Source organism: Parasphingorhabdus pacifica (assembly GCF_054779195.1).
The window spans coordinates 44669-63073 of sequence record NZ_BAAGYS010000002.1 but is presented as its reverse complement, the minus strand read 5'-3'; the positions used below and the strand labels follow the sequence as shown (position 1 = coordinate 63073).

Annotated in this window: 15 protein-coding genes; 9 read left to right on the top strand and 6 right to left on the bottom strand. The window is 67.2% G+C overall.

Going from position 1 to position 18405, the window contains the following annotated elements:
- Positions 1-64: 64 nt before the first annotated feature.
- The gene (locus tag ACYVAN_RS00280) at positions 65-1021 is read right to left on the bottom strand and encodes a glutathione S-transferase family protein (RefSeq protein ID WP_460954276.1); all 957 of its coding nucleotides are present in this window, start codon (positions 1019-1021) and stop codon (positions 65-67) included.
- Between the two features lie 227 nt (positions 1022-1248).
- Between ACYVAN_RS00280 and ACYVAN_RS00275 the strand changes: the two genes are divergently transcribed.
- The 3 genes from ACYVAN_RS00275 to ACYVAN_RS00265 all read left to right on the top strand — a co-directional run bounded on the left by ACYVAN_RS00275 (position 1249) and on the right by ACYVAN_RS00265 (position 4669).
- Entirely contained in the window at positions 1249-2487 is a 1239-nt protein-coding gene (locus ACYVAN_RS00275; RefSeq protein WP_460954275.1) for an acyl-CoA dehydrogenase family protein, read from the top strand.
- 39 nt (positions 2488-2526) lie between these two features.
- On the top strand, positions 2527-3363 hold the full coding sequence (locus tag ACYVAN_RS00270) for an aldo/keto reductase (RefSeq protein ID WP_460954274.1): 837 nt from the start codon (positions 2527-2529) through the stop codon (positions 3361-3363).
- 115 nt (positions 3364-3478) lie between these two features.
- Positions 3479-4669 (top strand): MFS transporter, encoded by a 1191-nt coding sequence (locus ACYVAN_RS00265; RefSeq protein WP_460954272.1) that lies wholly within the window; start codon positions 3479-3481, stop codon positions 4667-4669.
- A gap of 142 nt (positions 4670-4811) precedes the next feature.
- Here the strand turns inward: ACYVAN_RS00265 and wrbA are convergent, their stop codons facing one another.
- Positions 4812-5426, bottom strand: a complete 615-nt coding sequence (gene wrbA / locus ACYVAN_RS00260) for an NAD(P)H:quinone oxidoreductase (protein ID WP_460954270.1) — start codon at positions 5424-5426, stop codon at positions 4812-4814.
- A gap of 112 nt (positions 5427-5538) precedes the next feature.
- On the opposite strand from wrbA, the gene ACYVAN_RS00255 reads away from it, so the two are divergent.
- Both ACYVAN_RS00255 and ACYVAN_RS00250 read left to right on the top strand, forming a co-directional pair.
- A complete protein-coding gene (locus ACYVAN_RS00255) occupies positions 5539-6051 on the top strand; it encodes a MarR family winged helix-turn-helix transcriptional regulator (RefSeq protein ID WP_460954268.1) in 513 nt (170 codons plus the stop codon).
- Positions 6052-6243: 192 nt separating this feature from the next.
- A complete protein-coding gene (locus ACYVAN_RS00250) occupies positions 6244-7347 on the top strand; it encodes a methyltransferase (protein ID WP_460954266.1) in 1104 nt (367 codons plus the stop codon).
- A gap of 68 nt (positions 7348-7415) precedes the next feature.
- On the opposite strand, the gene ACYVAN_RS00245 is transcribed toward ACYVAN_RS00250, so the two are convergent.
- Positions 7416-7979: a flavin reductase family protein gene (locus ACYVAN_RS00245; RefSeq protein ID WP_460954264.1), complete on the bottom strand. Its 564-nt coding sequence runs from the start codon at positions 7977-7979 to the stop codon at positions 7416-7418.
- A gap of 437 nt (positions 7980-8416) precedes the next feature.
- On the opposite strand from ACYVAN_RS00245, the gene ACYVAN_RS00240 reads away from it, so the two are divergent.
- The gene (locus ACYVAN_RS00240; protein ID WP_460954262.1) at positions 8417-9586 is read left to right on the top strand and encodes a sensor histidine kinase; all 1170 of its coding nucleotides are present in this window, start codon (positions 8417-8419) and stop codon (positions 9584-9586) included.
- Between the two features lie 23 nt (positions 9587-9609).
- Here ACYVAN_RS00240 and ACYVAN_RS00235 read toward each other — a convergent pair whose 3' ends face one another.
- Positions 9610-11451, bottom strand: a complete 1842-nt coding sequence (locus ACYVAN_RS00235) for an AfsR/SARP family transcriptional regulator (protein WP_460954260.1) — start codon at positions 11449-11451, stop codon at positions 9610-9612.
- 344 nt (positions 11452-11795) lie between these two features.
- On the opposite strand from ACYVAN_RS00235, the gene ACYVAN_RS00230 reads away from it, so the two are divergent.
- From ACYVAN_RS00230 to ACYVAN_RS00220, 3 genes are read left to right on the top strand one after another with little or no spacing between them, the layout of a single operon-like run.
- A complete protein-coding gene (locus ACYVAN_RS00230) occupies positions 11796-11984 on the top strand; it encodes a hypothetical protein (RefSeq protein ID WP_460954258.1) in 189 nt (62 codons plus the stop codon).
- A complete protein-coding gene (locus ACYVAN_RS00225; RefSeq protein ID WP_460954256.1) occupies positions 11981-14284 on the top strand; it encodes a TOMM precursor leader peptide-binding protein in 2304 nt (767 codons plus the stop codon). Before ACYVAN_RS00230 ends, ACYVAN_RS00225 begins: the two co-directional genes overlap by 4 nt.
- Before the next feature lie 57 nt (positions 14285-14341).
- Positions 14342-15793: a SagB family peptide dehydrogenase gene (locus tag ACYVAN_RS00220; protein ID WP_460954254.1), complete on the top strand. Its 1452-nt coding sequence runs from the start codon at positions 14342-14344 to the stop codon at positions 15791-15793.
- A 4-nt stretch (positions 15794-15797) separates the two neighbouring features.
- Here the strand turns inward: ACYVAN_RS00220 and ACYVAN_RS00215 are convergent, their stop codons facing one another.
- Together ACYVAN_RS00215 and ACYVAN_RS00210 are read right to left on the bottom strand one after the other, a co-directional pair.
- A complete protein-coding gene (locus tag ACYVAN_RS00215; RefSeq protein WP_460954252.1) occupies positions 15798-16403 on the bottom strand; it encodes a response regulator transcription factor in 606 nt (201 codons plus the stop codon).
- A gap of 347 nt (positions 16404-16750) precedes the next feature.
- Positions 16751-18157: a cation:dicarboxylate symporter family transporter gene (locus ACYVAN_RS00210; protein WP_460954250.1), complete on the bottom strand. Its 1407-nt coding sequence runs from the start codon at positions 18155-18157 to the stop codon at positions 16751-16753.
- Positions 18158-18405: the final 248 nt, after the last annotated feature.

Here is an 18405-nt window from a genome sequence, read left to right as displayed (position 1 = left end):
CCCCGCCGTTCTCGCTTCCGCACAGCAGGCTTGTTCGAGCCCAATCACTTTCGTGCGAGACGCGTCAGGGCGAGGGGGCCAACTCCGATTCCGGCGGCGGACCTGGCGGTGTGCCCTTCCCGAAGGGACGCCCACCCAGCGCCGCACGCCCGTGCGGAGTGAACCAGTTCGACAGCTCCGGCCCCTCCGGGACGATGCCGCTCGGGTTGATGTCGGTGTGCACCTCGTAGTAATGCCGCTTGATGTCGTCGAAGTGCACCGTGTCGCCGAATCCGGGAGTCTGGAACAGATCCCGGACGTACGCCCACAATGCCGGCATCTCGCTGAGCTTGTTGCGGTTGCACTTGAAATGGCCGTGGTAGACGGCGTCGAAACGTACGAGAGTGGTGAACAACCGGACGTCGGCCTCGGTGATCGTCTCGCCCACCAGGTAGCGGCGATCGGTGAGCCGGTGTTCGAGCGCGTCCAGCCGACCGAACAACTTGCGGTACGCCCTGGAGTAGTCCTCCTGGCTCTCGGCGAACCCACATGCGTACACGCCGAAGTAGAGGTCATCGGCCATTTGCTCGATGAGCTCGTCGATCTCGTCGCGCAACGGTTCCGGGTAGAGGTCGGGAGCCCCCTCGCGGTGCTGCGCACGCCATTCGGTGGCCAGGTCGATCGTTAACGTCGTGTGGTCGTTGGTCACCAGCTCGCCACTGGGCACGTCCACCACCGCCGGAACGCTGACACCACCGTCGTACCCGGGGCGTGCTGTGCGGTAGGCCTCCCGCAGGTAGGCGATGCCCAGTACCGGGTCCCGTCCGCCCGGGTCGAGGGAGAATCGCCAGCTCCACTCACCCTGGAGCGGATCGACCACCGCGAGAGAGAGCACGTCCTCCAGGCCGAGCAGGCGCCGCACGACCAGCGCGCGGCTGGCGAACGGGCAGGCCCTGCTCGCCACCAACCGGTACCGGTCCCGTTCCACCGGCCAACCGGACGAGCCGTCCGCTGTGATCCGCGTGGTGAAGCCGTCGTTCATACCCCAGTCCTTCCGTCGTTGTCACGACAGCGGCCTTCGGCCACTGTCGTGGTGTCCGCACGACCATCTTCGGCGTCAGCGTCCTCCTGTCCAACGACATTTCGGCCGAAAAAGCGGTGGGTCTCGGAGAGCGGAGCGAGAGAACGACGAGAGCCCCCGTTCATACCGTAGTCATCAGGCGCGACGAACCGGAAGCGCCGATCCCGGAATCCAGCGGAGGAGTAGTCGTGACCACGACCGAACAGTCGCCCTCACTCATCGATACCGACGTTCCCGCGCACTGGGCGGTGCGCCCCGCGAGCGAAGAGGAATGGGTGCGGCGGGCCGTCGAGGTCCGCGAGATCCTGTCCACCGACGCCGCCGAACGCGATCGCGCCAACGAAACCCCGTACGCCGAGGTCGCGCTGCTCAAGGCTTCCGGGCTGGTGACGTTGTTGGGCCCGACCGAGCACGGCGGTGGGGGACAGGAATGGCCGACCGCGCTGAAGGTGGTCCGCGAGGTGTCCGCCGCCGACGGTTCGATCGGACATTTGCTCGGCTACCACTACCAGTGGAACTACCTGCCCCGGTTGATCGGTACACCGGAGCAGAGCGCTCGGTTCGAGGCCGAGGCCGTTCGCAACAACTGGTTCCTCGCCGGCGCGATCAACGCCCGGGACGCCGATGTGCTCATCCGCGATGACGGCGACTCGCTCGTGTTCAACGGAAAGAAGTTCTTCGCCACCGGTGCCAGGGTTTCGGACATGACCTGCCTCGAGGGTGTGATCGAGGGGACCGACACCCACGTGTTCGCGATGGTGCCGACCGACCAGTCCGGCCTGACCCCGATGAACAACTGGGACAACATGGGCCAGCGGCTCACCGAGAGCGGCGGGGTATTCATCGACGAAGTCCGCGTTCCCTGGGGCGATGCGCTCGGATTCGACCAGGACAAGCGGTTCTCGACCTGGCCTTACGGCACCATGCAGGTGCCGACCGGCCAACTCGTGATGGGGAGCTTTTGGCTGGGTATCGCCCGCGGCGCCCTGGACACGGCAGTGGAGTACGTCCACAGCCACGGCAAGCCATGGGGCGGGTACGAGCGTTCCGCTGATGAGCCGTCGGTCATCGACACCATCGGCGATCTCACCGCGAAGCTGTGGGCGGCGGAGGCCCTCGTCGACCAGGTCGCCCGGGAGAATGTGGAGATCCACCGCAATCCGGGAAAGCTGACCGAACGCGCGCGCGGCGAGCACAAGATCCGCACCGGAGCGGTCAAGGCCAGGGCCGACGAAGTAGCGCTCGAAATCACCACCCGCATATTCGAGGTGACCCGTGCCCGTTCGACCGCGAGCAAGTACGGCTTCGACCGATTCTGGCGGAACGTGCGGACCCACACCGTGCACGACCCGGTCGCCTACCAGCGAAACGAGGTCGGGCGCTTCCAGTTGTTCAACGAGGTCACCGAGCCCGGTTGGTATTCCTGATCGCGGTCCAGGCAGCTGAACGGAGAGGAGTGATCGGTCATGGCGCAGATACCCACCGTGACGCTCAACGACGGGGTGGCTCTGCCCCGCGTGGGTTTCGGCGTGTTCCAGGTGTCTCCGGAAGAGGCGACGGAGGCGGTGTCCACCGCCCTCGACGCCGGTTACCGAACCTTCGACACCGCGTCCGTGTACGGCAACGAGGAAGGCGTCGGGAAGGCCATCGTGTCGAGCGAGGTGGCGCGTTCGGACATCTTCCTGATCACCAAGGTGTGGAACGACGATCAGGGGTACGACGAGACGCTGCGGGCTTGTGAAGCCAGTCTCGAGCGTCTCGGGGTCGAGTACGTCGACCAGTACCTGATCCACTGGCCCCGTCCGAAGCTCGACCGTTACGTCGACACCTGGAAGGCGTTGGTGCGCCTGGTGTCCGACGGTCGGGTGCGTTCGATCGGGGTGTCCAACTTCGCGCCGGAGAACATCCGGCGATTGGTCGACGAGACCGGGGTCGTGCCTGCGGTCAACCAGGTCGAATTGCATCCCGGTTTCCCGCAGACCGAATTGCGCTCGTTCCACGAGGGGCTCGGTATCACGACCCAGGCATGGAGTCCGCTCGGTCGCGGCCAGGGATTCCTCGGCCATCCGGTGGTCGGTGCGATCGCACGTGCCCACGATCGGACCCCGGCACAGGTCGCACTGCGTTGGCACGTCCAGCTCGGTGTCGTCGCGCTGCCGAAGTCGGTTACTCCGGAGCGGATCCGGAGCAACATCGGGATATTCGACTTCGAGCTGACCGAGCCGGAGATGGCGCAGCTGACCGATATCGGTACGGACTTCCGGGTGGGCCCCGATCCCGCGCTGTTCTTCGACATGTCCTGACCGCTGTTCGACGAGCCGTCGCCCACCGCCGGGCTACGCGGATCCCCGCGTCGCGGTGATCACCGCGACACGTGCCGCCGAGGTCGGTGGTGGGCAGAACACCAGAGGAGAGTCGATGTCCGTCGCGTTACTGGCGATGGCGCTGAGTGCGTTCGTCATGGGCACCGCTGAATTCGTGATCACGGGGTTGCTGCCCGAGGTGGCCGCAGACCTGATGATCTCCATTCCCGCAGCGGGAGTGCTGATCTCGGGCTATGCGCTGGCGATCGTGGTCGGTGGTCCACTGTGTACCGTCGGCGGTTCGCGGGTTCCCCGCAAGACACTGTTGCTGCTGTCGGTCGCCCTGTTCGTCGCGGGCAACCTCGTGTGCGCGCTCGCGCCGGGCTACTGGATCCTCATGATCGGCCGGGTGCTGGCCGCGTTCGGGCAGGCGTCCTTCCTGGGAATCGGGTCGGTGGTGGCGGCGAACCTGGTCGCACCGACCAAGAGGTCCCGCGCGATCGCGATGGTCTTCACCGGCATTACGGTGGCCAACGTGGTGGGATCCCCGCTGGGCACGCTGATCGGCCAGAACTTGGGCTGGCGAGTCACGTTCTGGTTGATCACCGGGGTCGCGGTGCTCAGCTTCGCCGGGTTGGCGGCGCTGGTTCCCGCGCAGCCGCCACCGGTGGCCACCGGTGTGCGGCGCGAGCTGGCCGTGTTCGGCGGTCTCCGGGTGTGGTTGACGCTGGCGATCTGCATGTTCGCCATGGGGGCGGTGTTCTCGACGTTCAGCTACGTCGCGCCCCTGCTGACCGAGGTGACGGGGATTGCCTCGAACGGGATCACGCTGGTGTTGGCGCTCTTCGGACTCGGCCTGGTCGCCGGGAACCTGATCGGCGGCTGGTGTGCCGACCGTGCGGTGCTGCCGACCTTCTACGGTGCCCTGGCCCTGTTGACCGTCTTCCTGGTGGGCTTCGCCCTGCTGGCGCCGTTCGTGGTTCCCGCGGTGGTGCTCCTCGTGCTCATCGGTGCCGCGGGGTTCGCGGTCGTCCCGGCTTTCATGTCCCGCCTGATCGGGTTGGCCGGGGGTGAGTCCCCGTTCGCCGGGGCGGCCGGCGGTTCCGCCAGCAACTCCGGAATCGCCGTCGGTGCTTACGCGGGCGGGCTCGTGATCACCGCGGGGTTCGGGTACGCGGCACCGGCTTGGCTCGGGGCGGGCTTGGCGTTCACCGGCTTGTTGGTGGCGCTGCTCCTGGGGGCGCTCGAAGCGCGGGGGCGGCGTGGCGCGCTCGGCGAGCACGTGACGGCCGCGACGGTGCGGTGAGCTGGCGGGTCGTGCGCTGGGCCGGTGGGTAGTGCGCTGGGCCGGTGGCGGTGTCGGGTTCGCACGCGGTGCTGCGATGTGGGAGAAGAGAACACCGGCACGGTTCGCCCGTGCCGGTGTTCTCCCGCGTTTCCGCGCGTGATCAGGCTGTCGCGCGCAGCGGTGCGACGGCTGCTGAGACCTTCGCGAGTCGGCCGCCCTGGAACTTCGCGGCCTTCAGGAGGTCCTTGCTGGGCTCGCCCTGACCGGAGGGGCTGCTGAGACCGTACGGGTTGCCACCGGCTTCGTGGATGATGTCGTAGTCGGCGTAGCCGGTCGGCAGGATCATGGAACCCCAGTGGTACATCACGTTGTACAGCGACAGCAGCGTGGATTCCTGACCGCCGTGAAGTTCGTAGCTGCTGGTGAAGCCGGTCGCCACCTTGTCGACCAGTTCGCCGGCTTCCCAAATGCCGCCCGCGGTGTCGATGAACTGCTTGAGCTGCGAGGCGACGTTGCCGAAGCGGGTGGGTGTGCCGAAGGCGTACCCGTCGGCCCAGACCAGATCGTCCAGCTTGGCGGTCTCGACGTCCGCGGTGGCGTCGAGGTGGGCACGCCACTCTGGGTTGCCGTCGATCGCTTCCTTGGGGGCGATTTCGGGGGTGCGCCGCAGCCGGACCTCGGCACCGGCGTCTGCGGCTCCTTCGGCGACGGCCTCGGCGATGGCGTGGACGTTCCCGGTCGCCGAGTAGTAGACGACCGCGATCCGAGCACTCATGTCACACCTCAATGGTTGTTCGTTTCGGACATTGCTTTTCTGTGATCGCTTGACCACAGAACGTATCCAGCAGACAGTTCACATGTCAACAGTTGCGATGTACTCTGTGTGGATGACTGCTGAGCATGGTGAACGCACCGTGGACCAGCTCGCCGCGTACGCGGCGATGTTTCGCGCCAACGCCCTGTTCAACAGGCGGATTGACGAAGTTCTGCGATCGGAGGCGGGCGTCTCGCTCGCTGAGCACGAACTCCTGGCGGTGCTCGACGGCCACGGGGGTAGCGCCCGGATGGGAGACCTGGCGCGCGACCTGATGTTCTCCAAGAGCGGTGTCACCCGGCTCGTCGGCAAACTCGAAGACCAACACGGTTGGGTCGCCAGAGTGCTGTCTCCCACCGACCGCAGGGCGGCCTGGGCCGAACTCACTCCTGATGGGCGCGCGGTGCTGAACGTCGCCGAGGCCGTGTTCGAGCGTGCGGTGGCCGACCTGTTCGATGAGCACCTCGACCCGTCCGAACTGCGCCGGATCGCCGACGACCTGGAACACGTCATCGCGGCCAACGACTGGGAGCCCGCGGCGGGGTCCTGCGCGGCGGAGCTCGCCCCGAAACCGCGCGACCAGTAGTGGAGCGCCCAGCAGCGGTAGGGGGAGTAGACGGCCGTTCCGCCATCCCGTTCGTCGGCTCGCTCGTGAGAGGCCGCCGAGAGCGCGAAGTGGAAATGTACTGCGGTGTAACGGAATCAAGTCTGTCGCAACTGGACGGACCGGTGTGCCGACCGCTGCCGTCGAGCGCAGCAGCCGCAAGGAGGAAACGTCGTGACGACCGCCAAGCCCTCGCCCGCCCGCACCCAGCACCCCGCCGAGCCCACCGAGGTTCCGCTCGGTGTGCGCAACCCGCTGACCCGGGAAGATCTCGTCGGAACTCTGTTCGGGGCCGCGGCCTTCCAGGCGCTCAACGCCGGCTGCGAGCTCGGCCTGTTCGACCTGTTGCATCGCGAGCCCGCGCTGACCGCCGAAGAGATCAGCGCTGAACTCGGACTGCAGGAGCGGCCTGCCGGGATCCTCCTGTTGGCCACCACCGCGCTGCGGTTGACGACGCTGGAGAACGGCCGCTACCGAAACGCCGAACTGATCGACGAGTCCTTCCGGGACAACTCCTGGGAGATCATCGCCGATATGGTCGCCTTCGAAGGCCGTATCGTCTACGAGCCCCAAGCCGACTTCGTCGAGTCGCTGCGCGCCAACACCAACGTCGGCCTCGACCGGTTCGAAGGTGCGGGGGACGACCTGTACCACCGGTTGGCGGGCACGCCGCACCTGGAGCAGCTGTTCTACCGGTGCATGCGGTCCTGGTCGCGGTTGTCCAACCCGATCCTGCTGGACAAGGTGGACCTGACCGGGGTCCGCCGGGTCCTGGACGTCGGTGGCGGCGACGGCGTGAACGCCATCGCGCTGGCCGAGGCCAATCCCGGCGTCGAGTTCACCGTGCTCGACTTGCCCGGGGCGGTCGCCATCGCGGAGAGCAAGATCGCCGACCGCGGTTTGTCCGACCGGATCACCGTGACCTCCGGAGACATCTTCGCCGATGACTACCCGAGCGGGTACGACTGCGTGCTGTTCGCGAATCAGCTGGTCATCTGGTCGCCGGAGGAGAACCTTTCGCTGCTGCGTAGGGCGTACGACGCGCTCGACGACGGCGGCCGGGTCCTGGTCTTCAACGCGATGTCCAACGCCACCGGAGACGGCCCGCTCTACGCCGCGTTGGACAACCTGTACTTCGCGACCATCCCCGCAGCCAGCAGCACGCTGTACCACTGGGGCCAGTACGAGCAGTGGCTCACCGAAGTGGGTTTCTCCGACGTGCGGCGGCTTCCCGGCGAAACGTGGACTCCGCACGGGGTGATCAGCGGAGTTCGGTAAAGCTCCACGCCGCGGACCACCCGGCGACCGGTGTCGGGTGGTCCGCGGGCGCGTGGTCGGGACGCGATTCACGGTTGCCCGAACGTTCCGTACTCGCCGTCGAAGAAGACGAGCGGGTACCGGTGGTCGGCCGGTTCGGCGTGGTGCACGCGAGAAACGACGATGACGTGATCGCCCGCGGGGTGCGCGGCGTCGATGGAACATTCCAGCCACGCCAGTGCGCCCACGAGAACGGGCGCCCCCGAGGGAACCGGCGACCAGCGCAGGCCGCGGAATTTGTCGGGCTTGCCGGACAGCTGTGCGGCCACGTGACGTTGACCGTCCCCCAGGACGTTCAAGCAGAACCGACCGGCCGTCCGGATTCGGGGCCAGCTGCTGCTGGTGTGCGCGACGCAGAACGCCACCAGTGGCGGATCGAGTGAGACCGACGTGAACGAATTGACCGCGAGACCGATCGGGGCGCCGTCGGGTTCGAACGCGGTGACCGCGACGACTCCGGTGGCGAACCTGCTCATGGTCTGGCGAAGGAGGGCGGCAGAGACCTCGTGTTCGGGCGGGGGCATCGCGGTGTCGGGACCCGGCCGACTCCTCGGATCGGCCGATGCCGATAGCATGGACATCGATTCGTGCAAACCAGCTCACCTCTTCTCGAAGCCGGCCGATGGCGAAACTCCCGACCGTCTATTCGCGAGCACATCCCGGCGGACAACGGCAATGTTCACAGAAGTAGGCCGCTCCACGGCAGTGAGCCAGGAACGAAGGCAGCATGAATTGATCCCGCGCCGACCATGAAAATTTCATGGTCCGTGCGGAGTGCGTCTTCACTGGGTACGCCGGCACGGCGGGAAAAGCATTGAACAGTGCGAATAGATGTCTTTTGCAACCAATGCCTCCGACGGGGATGTTCGACCGGATTCGGTCGGGTGTTCGGTCGGCTGCCGCGTCGCGATTCAGGCACTGCCCACCTGGTCGTTCGGGTAGATTTGTGGACGAAGCCATGGGCGGAGTTTCTGCGGTGCGTCACCGGCTGCCGCGGAGTGCCTCGCAGTATCTCGACAGGTAGGGGAGTATGGCGCCGGATACCGACGTCTCCGAATTATCCGCCGACATGACGCTGGCCCCGCGCATCGCTCGCGGCGTGGTCGTGACCGTGTTCTTCGCCGTGTGTCTGGTCGGGTTCCTGCACGTTCTCATGCAGCCCGTGGGCGCCGTGGGAATCGTCGTGTCGTTCAGCTGCATGGCAGCTCTGTTGCTGCTCCAGTTGGTCTACTTCGCCCGTTCGCGCGGTCCCCGTGACCGGTGGACGGTCGTAGCGCTGGTCGTACAAGCATGCCTGGTGTACGTCCCGATCCTGCAGTTCAAACAGGCATGGGTGGGGATGCCGGGATTTCTCGCGGGCAGCGTGCTGCTGGTGCTGCCACCGGTGGTGGGATGGACCGCGTTCGTGCTGATCGTGGTGAGCATGGGTGCCGCCCAGCTGCTGCTGAACGGTTCGCTCGTCGACATGTCCTACACGTCGGTCTCGACGGTCATCACCGGGCTCGTCGTGTACGGGTTGTCCCGGCTCTCGGACCTGGTCCACGAGGTGCACCGGGCACGTACCGAGCTGGCGCAGATGGCCGTGGCGCAGGAACGCCTCCGGATCGCCCGGGACCTGCACGACCTGCTCGGCTACAGTCTCTCGGCGATCACGCTCAAGAGCGAACTCACGCATCGCCTGGTGACCAAGCATCCCGCGCGGGCCCGGGCGGAACTGCAGGAGATCCTCGACATATCCAGGCGCACCCTCGTCGACGTGCGGTCCGTGGCCAGCGGCTACCGGGAACTCTCGCTCGATGACGAGTGCCGATCCGCGCATTCGGTGCTCACCGCTGCCGACGTGGACGTTCGGATGGACGTCGACTACTCGGACCTGCCGGTGCGTGTCAGCACCGTTCTGGCCACGGTGCTACGCGAGGGAATCACCAACGTACTCCGGCACAGCAAGGCCGAGCGCTGCGAGATCACGCTGTTCCAGGACGAGGACGAGGTCCACATCGAGATTCGCAACGACGGCGTGGCCGCGAGCGCCGGAGCACCGGCCGAATCCAGCGGGACCGGACTGGACAACCTCGCGGCCCGGGTGCACGAGCTCGGCGGCCGGATCAGCGCTGAGGTGGGCACGGAAAACGACTACCGCCTGCGGGTCCGGGCTCCCTTGCGCGTCGAGCAGGATCTCTCCCACTCGACGGCGGCCTGATGGCACCGGTCGGTGCGCGTACTTCAGATGTGGGACCACACGCTCGTCTCGCGTTCGGCATCACCCGCTCGGTGGCTGAGGACGTCGGCGCGCACCCGCTCGGGGAGCTCGACGAGCGCCCGTTCGCGGGCGTGCAAGCCGATGAGCTCGTGCAGCCTGTACCGGACGGTGCCTTCGCTGCTCACGCCGACCACCTCCACCAGCCGGTGATCCACCAGCGCGTCCAGCAGTTCCTCCGCACACGGCATCGGCACACCGCGAACCGCCATCACGGTCCACACGTCGAAGTTTGGGTCCGGGAGCAGTCCCAGCGCGTACCACAGGGTGCGAGCATCCTCGGACAGTCCCCGCAGGCTCGCTTGCAATCGCGAGCGCAGATCGAGGCTGCCCTGGGAAAGCAGATCAAGTCTGCGTTCCGGCTCGCGCAGCCGCTCGGCGAGGTGAGCCGGAGTCAGGTGCGGGTGGGCGAGCAGCCGGGCCCCCGCCGCGCGGACGGGCAGTGGCAATCCACCCGCGGCCCGGACGATCGCGCGTACGGCGGCCGGATCGGCCGCCGCTCGCTCCCGGCCGACGATATGGGTGAGAAGATCGACGGCTTCCGCTTGGGACAACCCGTCCACCTCGATCGGATATCCACCGGGCAGGTCGGTCAGGTTCGTGCGGCTGGTGATGAGCACGGCCGCCCCCGAGCCGGCGGGCAGGAGCGGCTGGGCCTGTGCGGTGTCGGCAGCATCGTCGAGCACCACGAGCACCTGCCGCTCCGCCAGGTGGCTGCGGTACACGGCCGCGCGTTCATCCACATCGGACGGTATCGCGGCATCCGGCAAGCCCAGTGCGCGCAGGAATCCGCTCAGCACCTGATCGACCTTCATCGGTTCGGGCTGGCGGCCCCCGAGGTCGGCATAGAGCTGACCGTCCGGGAACCGGTCCCGGGTCAGATGTGCGAGGTGGATGGCCAGCGTCGTCTTGCCCGCGCCGCTCTTGCCGAGCAGCGCGCACACTCTGCTGGCCGGGAGGCCGCTCGCGTCATCGCGGTTCTCGCGAACGAGCCGTTGCAGGATCTCGGTCGTCAGTGACGCGCGGCCGACGAAATCGGGGATGTCGGCAGGCAACTGCGCGGGGACCCGGTTCGGCGGGCTCGTGGTCCGTTCCGGCTTCGGGGACTCACCCGCCAACACTTGCCGATGCAGTTCGCGAAGATTCACACCGGGCTCCAGACCGAGCTCGTCGATCATCGCGGTGCGTCCCGCCTGGTAGACGGCCAGCGCCTCGGCCCGGCGGTCGCACCCTTGCAGCGCCGTCATCAGCTGGCAGCGCAGGCGCTCCCGCAGTGGATGTTGGTCGACCAGCGCGGACAGTTCGTCGACGAGCTCCAGTTTCCGGCCCGCGGTCAGTTCGAGCTCGATGCATGTTTCGAGCACGGTGAGCTTACGTTCCTCCCACTTGGCGGCAACCGCTCGCACCTGCGGCGAGTCGATCTCCGTGAGGACCGGACCGCGGAACAGCGCCAACGCGGCACGGAATCCCGGCACCGCCACCGCGAGATCACCGTTGTCGGCAGCCTTCTCGGCCTCCCGCGTCAGTCGTTCGAATTGGCATACGTCGACGTGTTCCTCGGCCACTCGCAGCGCATAACCCGAGGCGGTGGTCGTGATCAGTCCGTCGTCCAAGCCCGCCAGCGCGAACGCGCGGCGCAGTCGCCAGACGCAGGTCTGGATCTGCTCTGCCGCCGTGCGTGGTGGTCGACCGTTCCAAACCGCCTCCACCAAGCGCGTCACGGACACGGTGCGGCCCACGTCCATGACGAGCAGGGCCAGCACGGTGCGCTGTCGATTCTTGCCGACCGAAACCGGGCCGCCGTTCACGGATAATTCGAGTGGACCGAGTACGCCAAAAAACATCGCTAGCCCCCAACGGTTGTTCCGGTGAATGCGCTCCCGGACCCTTTTTCGGTTCGGCATCGCTGCCTTCCGGGCCGCGGCGGGCGCTCCGCCGGGCTGCCCCGACGTGCTGCCGATAATCACAGAAACTCCTGGTCCGAGGTCAGTGAGCACGCCACGAAAGCATGATGAAAAGTGCTGTGACGCGGTATGAAAAATCCACGTTTCGCCGGTGAACGTCGCACTGGCAGTTCGGGGAACGGAGTCAGCAGAATTGTGTCCATCCCGGTGGTGGAGTGCCGGAACTCGAGAACGCAGAAGGAGTCATGATGACTGCGAACGTGACCGAGATCGTGTCATCGCTGCTCGCCGAACCGAACATCAACGCCTACGAACTGCCCGCGGCCGACCTCGTGATCGACGAACTCGACGGCTGGACCAATCCCGCATCCACCGCCGTCGCGCCTACCTCCGTCAGCTGGTCGACACCAGCGCTCGCCACGGTGGTCGCAGCGTGACGGGGAACGGGGTCGCTCCCGCGGACAAGCGCGTGGTCGGCTTCAAGCAGCACCTCCGTGCCGAGGTGGTCAGCGGTGCGGGCGTGTACCTGTTCTCCGAACGCGGCGTGACCGCGCTCACCGGGCCCCACATCGAGGCGCTCGCTCCGTTGCTCGACGGCACGCGTGACCTGGCGGCCCTCCGTCGTGACCTGCCCGGCGGGCTTTCCGCCGAACAGGCCGCGAACCTGCTCGCACGGTTGGTCGAAGCCGACCTGGTGACGTTGCGGGAGCCGGCCGAACCCGGCACCGACGCCGGAATCCGCGCCTTTTGGGAGGCCGGGGGGCTTGATCCGAATTCGGCGTTGACCAGCACCGCGCGAACCAGGGTTCAGCTGATCGCCATCGATGGCCTGGACGGGTCGGCGACCCTTGCCGGCCTGCGGGCCGCCGGACTCACCGCCGAGGACGGCTCCGGCGATGCGCCGCCCGCCCTCGGAGATGCCGACTTTTCCGTCGTGCTGTGCGCGGATTACCTCTCTCCCGCATTGGCCGAGATCGACGCGGCACATCGGGACGCGGGTCGGCCGTGGCTGTTGGCCAAACCGGCAGGCACCCAGGTGTGGATCGGGCCCGTGTTCACCCCGCCGACGCACGCGTGCTGGCACTGCCTGGCCACCCGGCTCTGGGGACATCGGCAAGGGGAGTTCCACGTGCAGGCGGCCCTCGGACGCCGGGGCCCAGCCGAACGACTGGTCCCGTCGTCGGCCCCGCTGGGCGCGACGGCCAGCCACCTCGTCGCGCTGGAGGCGGCCAAGTGGTTGGCCGGGCATCGATACGCGGGGCAACGGGCGGTGTGGACCCTGGACGGCCTTGACCTGTCGGGCCGCCGCCACGAAGTGCGCTCCCGTCCGCAGTGCGAATCCTGCGGAGATCCGAATCTCGTGCGCGAGCAGGTTCGGCGACCCGTGCGGCTCGAGTCACGGGCCAAGGTGTGCCGCACGGGTGGCGGACACCGCTCGCGCTCACCGGAGGAAGTACTCGACACTTATCAGCACCTGATCAGCCCCATCACGGGTGTGCTCAAGGAGATCCGACAGGACCAGCGTGGACCGGCGTTCTTCAACTCCTTCCGGGCCGGCCCGAACCTGGCGCGGGGGACACGCGGTCTCGAAGACCTGCGCTCGACCTTGCGGGCGGAGAACGGCGGCAAGGGGACGACCGCACTCCACGGGAAGGTGAGTGCGCTGTGCGAAGCGCTCGAACGGCACAGCGGGTACTTCCACGGGGACGAGGAACGCCTCCGGGGCAGTTTCGAATCCTTGGGGGACGCGGCCGTTCATCCCGACGCGTGCCAGTTGTTCCATCCGCGCCAGTTTTCCGGCCGTGCGGCGTGGAATGCACGGCACTCGGCCTTCCAGCACGTGAGCGACCCGTTCGAGGAGAGCGCCGTGCTGAACTGGACCCCGGTGTGGTCGCTGACGCGGGAGCGGCACCGGCTCCTGCCGACCGGCATGCTCTACTTCGACTCCCCGCCTGAACAGCGGCCCTGGGTGTACGCCGATTCCAACGGAAACGCCGCGGGGAGCAGCGTCGAGGACGCCACCCTGCAGGGCATGCTCGAACTCGTCGAGCGCGACGCGGTCGCGCTGTGGTGGTACAACCGCACCCGAGCTCCCGGCGTGGACCTCGATTCGTTCCAGGATCCGTGGATCGGGGAATTGCGGGAGGTCCACGCCGCCGCGCGGCGCGAGGTGTGGGTGCTGGACGTGACGTCCGACTTCGGCATTCCCACGATGGCCGCGTTGTCCCGCCGCACGGACAAGCCGAACGAGGACATCATGTTCGGCTTCGGCGCCCACCTCGATCCGCACGTGGCGCTCTGTCGCGCGTTGACCGAGCTCAATCAGCTGATGCCCGCGATCGTCGACCTCGAAGCCGACGACGACTACGGCTGGGACGACCCCGATGCCGTGAGCTGGTGGCGGGAGGCCACCTGTGCCAACCAGCCCTACCTGGTGCCCGACCCGAGTCGGCCGGCGCGGACTCCCGCGGACTTCAACCACGCGCCGACGACCGATCTGCAGGCGGACGTCGGCGACGTCCGCGGGAGGCTCGAAGCGCAGAACCTCGAAGTGCTGGTGCTCGACCAGACCCGTCCGGACATCGGACTTCCGGTGGTGAAGGTCATCGTTCCCGGGCTGCGGGGGTTCTGGGCGCGGTTCGCGCCGGGACGGCTCTACGACGTTCCCGTCCGGCTCGGCAGAGTCGACCAACCGACCGCCTACGAAGCACTCAACCCGTATCCACTGTTCTTGTGAGGAGCCGGGCACGGCCCGCCCTCCTCTCGAACCGCCCAAGACCGCTGTGGAGCACCGATGCAGTTCGATTCCGCACCCCGGACCAGGTTGTGGTCGTTGCGGGAAGACGTGCTGGTGGAATCCGGCTCCGAAGACGGCGAACTGCTCGTCGTCACCCGCTGGGACGAAATCCGGCTGCCTCGGCCCGAACCGCGGGTGCGCGACTGGTTGTACCGAATGACCTTGGGGCCGGTTTCGTTGGCGAACGTGCTTTCGTGCGATCGCCCAGAGGAGCACCCGAGTTATCCCCACCTCGAACGGGTGCTCGCGCGACTGAGCAGTTGCGTGGTGCACTCGTTACGGCTCGACACCGATACCGGTCCGCTGTTGTCGGCGGTACCGATCGCTCGGCAAGCGTCCTTCGCGCTGACACCGCTCGACACGTCGGACGTCGTTCGGCTCTCGAGGTTCGCCGCGATCCGGGCGGACGGCGGGGAACTGGTGGTGGAGTCGGCCCTGACGAACTACCGCGCGGTCCTGCACCGGGAGTTGGCGTCGCGGATCGCGATGTCCTTGCCGACCGCGCGAACGGTCGAAGACATCGGCATCGCCCTTCGGACACCCCCATCGCTGGTCGCCGAGGTCCTGTCGTACCTGGTGGCAGCCGGCATGGTCGTCGTCGGCGAACGGTCTGCGCCGCCGGGCGGGGCCGCGTTCGGTGAGGACACCGACCCCGGTTTGTTGTCGTGGTCGCACCACGACCTGCTGTTCCACTCACGCAGCAGGATCGGACACCACGACGGTCCGGTCGGCGCGGTCTACCCGGTGATCGACGAGCTCCCACCGGCACCGGCGCTGAAACCGGCCCCCGCAGGTGAACGATTCCCGCTGTACACACCGCGGTTGGCGGAGGTGGCGGCTGGAGACCTGTCACTGACCGAGGCGGTGGAGAACCGGCGGTCGTTCCACCGGTTCGCATCTCGCCAGCTGTCCGCGGACCAGCTCGGCGAGCTGCTGTACCGGACCGCGCGGGTCCGGGCGGTCGAGGACGGGCCCGGTCGCGATGTCGTGCCGTACGCGACCACCGACCGGCCGTACCCGAGCACCGGTGGCGCACACGAGCTGGAGCTTTACCTGACGCTCGACGACTGTCCCGGACTCCCTCGCGGTATCTACCACTACGAACCGCATGCGCACGCGCTCACCCTGATCAACACGTCCGAACCGCACGTGACCGCACTGCTCGACGGTGCCAGGATCGCCACCGGAGCACCGCGACACCCTTCCGTGCTGGTCAGCGTGACCGCGCGGATGCGGCGGCTGTCATGGATCTACAGCGGGATCGCCTATGCCACGGCGCTGACCCACGTCGGCGTGCTGCAGCAGACGTTCTACCTGGTGACGACCGCGATGGGATTGGCTCCGTGTGCGGTGGCCACTGCCGATGTCGATATCGCCGTCGACGCGTTCGAACTCGATTGGCCGGCGGAGGTCGGTGTCGGGGACTTCGTCGTGGGGGTGCGGCCATGAGCGGTCAGAGCCAGTCCGCCTCGCTGGCGATTCGAATGGCGTCGACCCGGTTTCGCGCGTTGAGCTTGCTCGCGATCGTCGTCAGATAATTTCGCACCGTTCCGGGGGAGAGGAACATCTTCCCCGCGATCTCCTTGGCGTCGGTGCCGTCGGCGGCCAGGCGGAGAACTTCGATCTCGCGTGCGGTCAGGGGACAACTCGGGCTGTCCCAAGCGGCGAGGGCGAGTTTGCTGTCCACCACCCGCTCCCCGGAGGAGACCCGACGGATCGTGTCCGCCAGTTCCGCGGAGGGAGCGTCCTTGAGGATGAAGCCCCCGACCCGGGCCGACAGCGCGCGGCGCAACGTTCCGGGGCGGCCGAGGCCGGTCAGGATGAGGGTCCGAACAGCGGGCAGCTGCTCGTGGATCTCGCCTGCTGCCGTGAGCCCGTCCTTGCCCGGCAAGTCGATGTCGAGCACTGCGACGTCCGGCAGGTGCTCGCGTGCCACCGGCATGATCTCGTCCCCGTTTTCGACCTCGGCCACCACCTTGATGTCCGGTTCGAGGTCGAGGAGAGCGACGAAGGCGCCTCGGATCATGTGCATGTCCTCGGCGATCATCACCTGAATCATTGTTCGTCTCCCCTGCGACGCGTCCCCAGTACTGCCGGTTTTGTACCATTTCCGGGCGTGCGGCGACTCCGCCGAACGCCACGCCCGGCCTTCCGGCGCGCAGCGGTAGGCATCCTGCCTCATCGGCAGCAGACGCGGATTCGCAGCAGGCGCGGATTAACAGCAGGCGCGTATTCGCAGTGGACTGTGGACGGTGACGACATCGGTGGAGGGCCCCGAGCGGGCTTGTTTCCGCAATGACTCGGTGCGTCGACCGGTTGGCGGTCATGCGCGGGCGAGTCGGTGGTGGAACGAGAAGAAGGGCGGGTGCTCCGTCGGAAAGCACCCGCCCTTCGCATGCCGCCGCGTCAGCTCGTCGGGACCTTCTCGGCCCTCGAGTCGTCCTGCGCGGCAGGCGTTTCGGCCTGCTGTTCGGCCTGCTCGCCGCCGTGGCCCTCGTCGAGGAACGTCTGCTCGTCGAACGGTTCGTTGCCCGCGAACACCTGCTGGAGCTGCTCGCGGTCGATCTGCTTGGTCCAGGCGCCGATGATGACCGTGGCTACTGCGTTGCCCGCGAAGTTCGTCAGCGCACGGGCCTCCGACATGAACCGGTCGATGCCGACGATCAGCCCGACCCCGTCGAGCAGTTCCGGACGGTGCGACTGCAGGCCCCCGGCCAGGGTGGCCAGACCGGCGCCACTGACGCCTGCGGCGCCCTTCGACGCGATGACCATGAACAGCAGCAGCGAGATCTGCTCGCTCACCGTCAGCGGATCGCCCATCGCCGAAGCGATGAACAGCGAGGCCATCGTCAGGTAGATCGCCGTGCCGTCGAGGTTGAACGAGTAGCCCGTCGGCACGGTGATGCCCACGACCGGCTTGCTCACCCCGAGGTGCTCCATCTTCGCGATCAGCCTGGGCAGCGCGGCCTCGGAGGACGACGTGGACACGATGAGCAGGAACTCGCGGCCGAGGTAGCGCAGCAGCGAGAAGATGTTCACCCGGGCGAAGGCCCACAGCAGCGGCGCCAGCACCACGAAGATGAACAGAACGCAGGTCGCGTAGAAGCCGAGCATGATCACGGCGAGGCCCTTGAGGGCTTCCACGCCGGTGGCGCCGACCACGGCGGCGATCGCGCCGAACGCGCCGACCGGAGCCGCCCACATCACCATCGCGAGAATCTTGAACACGAGACGCTGAATGTGCTCGATGCCGCGCAGGATCGGCTTGCCCTTGTCGCCCATCGCTTGCAGCGCGAAGCCGGCCAGCAGCGCGACGAGCAGCGTCTGCAGCACCTCACCGGCGGTGAGTGCGGAAACCAGCGTTTCGGGGATGATGCCCAACAGGAACTCGGTGGTTCCCTCGGCGCCCGAACCGGCTTCCTGCGCGCCGGCACCGCGCAGTTCGTCGGTCAGTTGCATGCCCTCACCGGGGTGCAGGACGTTGCCGACCATCAGACCGATCACCAGTGCGACCAGCGACATGACCATGAAGTAGCCGAGTGCCAGGCCACCGACCTTGCCTACCTGTGCCGCCTGTCGCACGCTGCCCACACCGAGAACGATGGTGCAGAAGATGACCGGCGAGATCATCATCTTGATCAGATCGACGAAACCGGATCCGAGGGGCTTGAGCGAGGTACCGAAGTCGGGAAAGGCGAAACCGACTCCGATTCCGGCCAGAACCGCCAGGATGACGGCGATGTAGAGGAAGTGTGTCCGATCTCGGCGGCGTGGCGGGTTCGCCGACCCGTTCGCAGCATCGTTGCTTGCCACTGTTGTTCTCCTGCGTTGTTCGGCGGGAAGAGCGCGGAACCTTCCGCAGCATTCGTTCCGCACCGCTCGGACGACCGTGTTTCAGGTCACGGTGTTTGTCGCGGGTAACTATCAGGGCGAGGTGCCGGGAGCGTCACCGTTGTGTTCATTGAGTTCACGCGGAGGCAACGTCATCCGGAAGCGGCATTGGACGTGCAGTAACTTGTCGGACATGTCGAACAACGCGCTGGTCGTGCGGCGTAGACCGC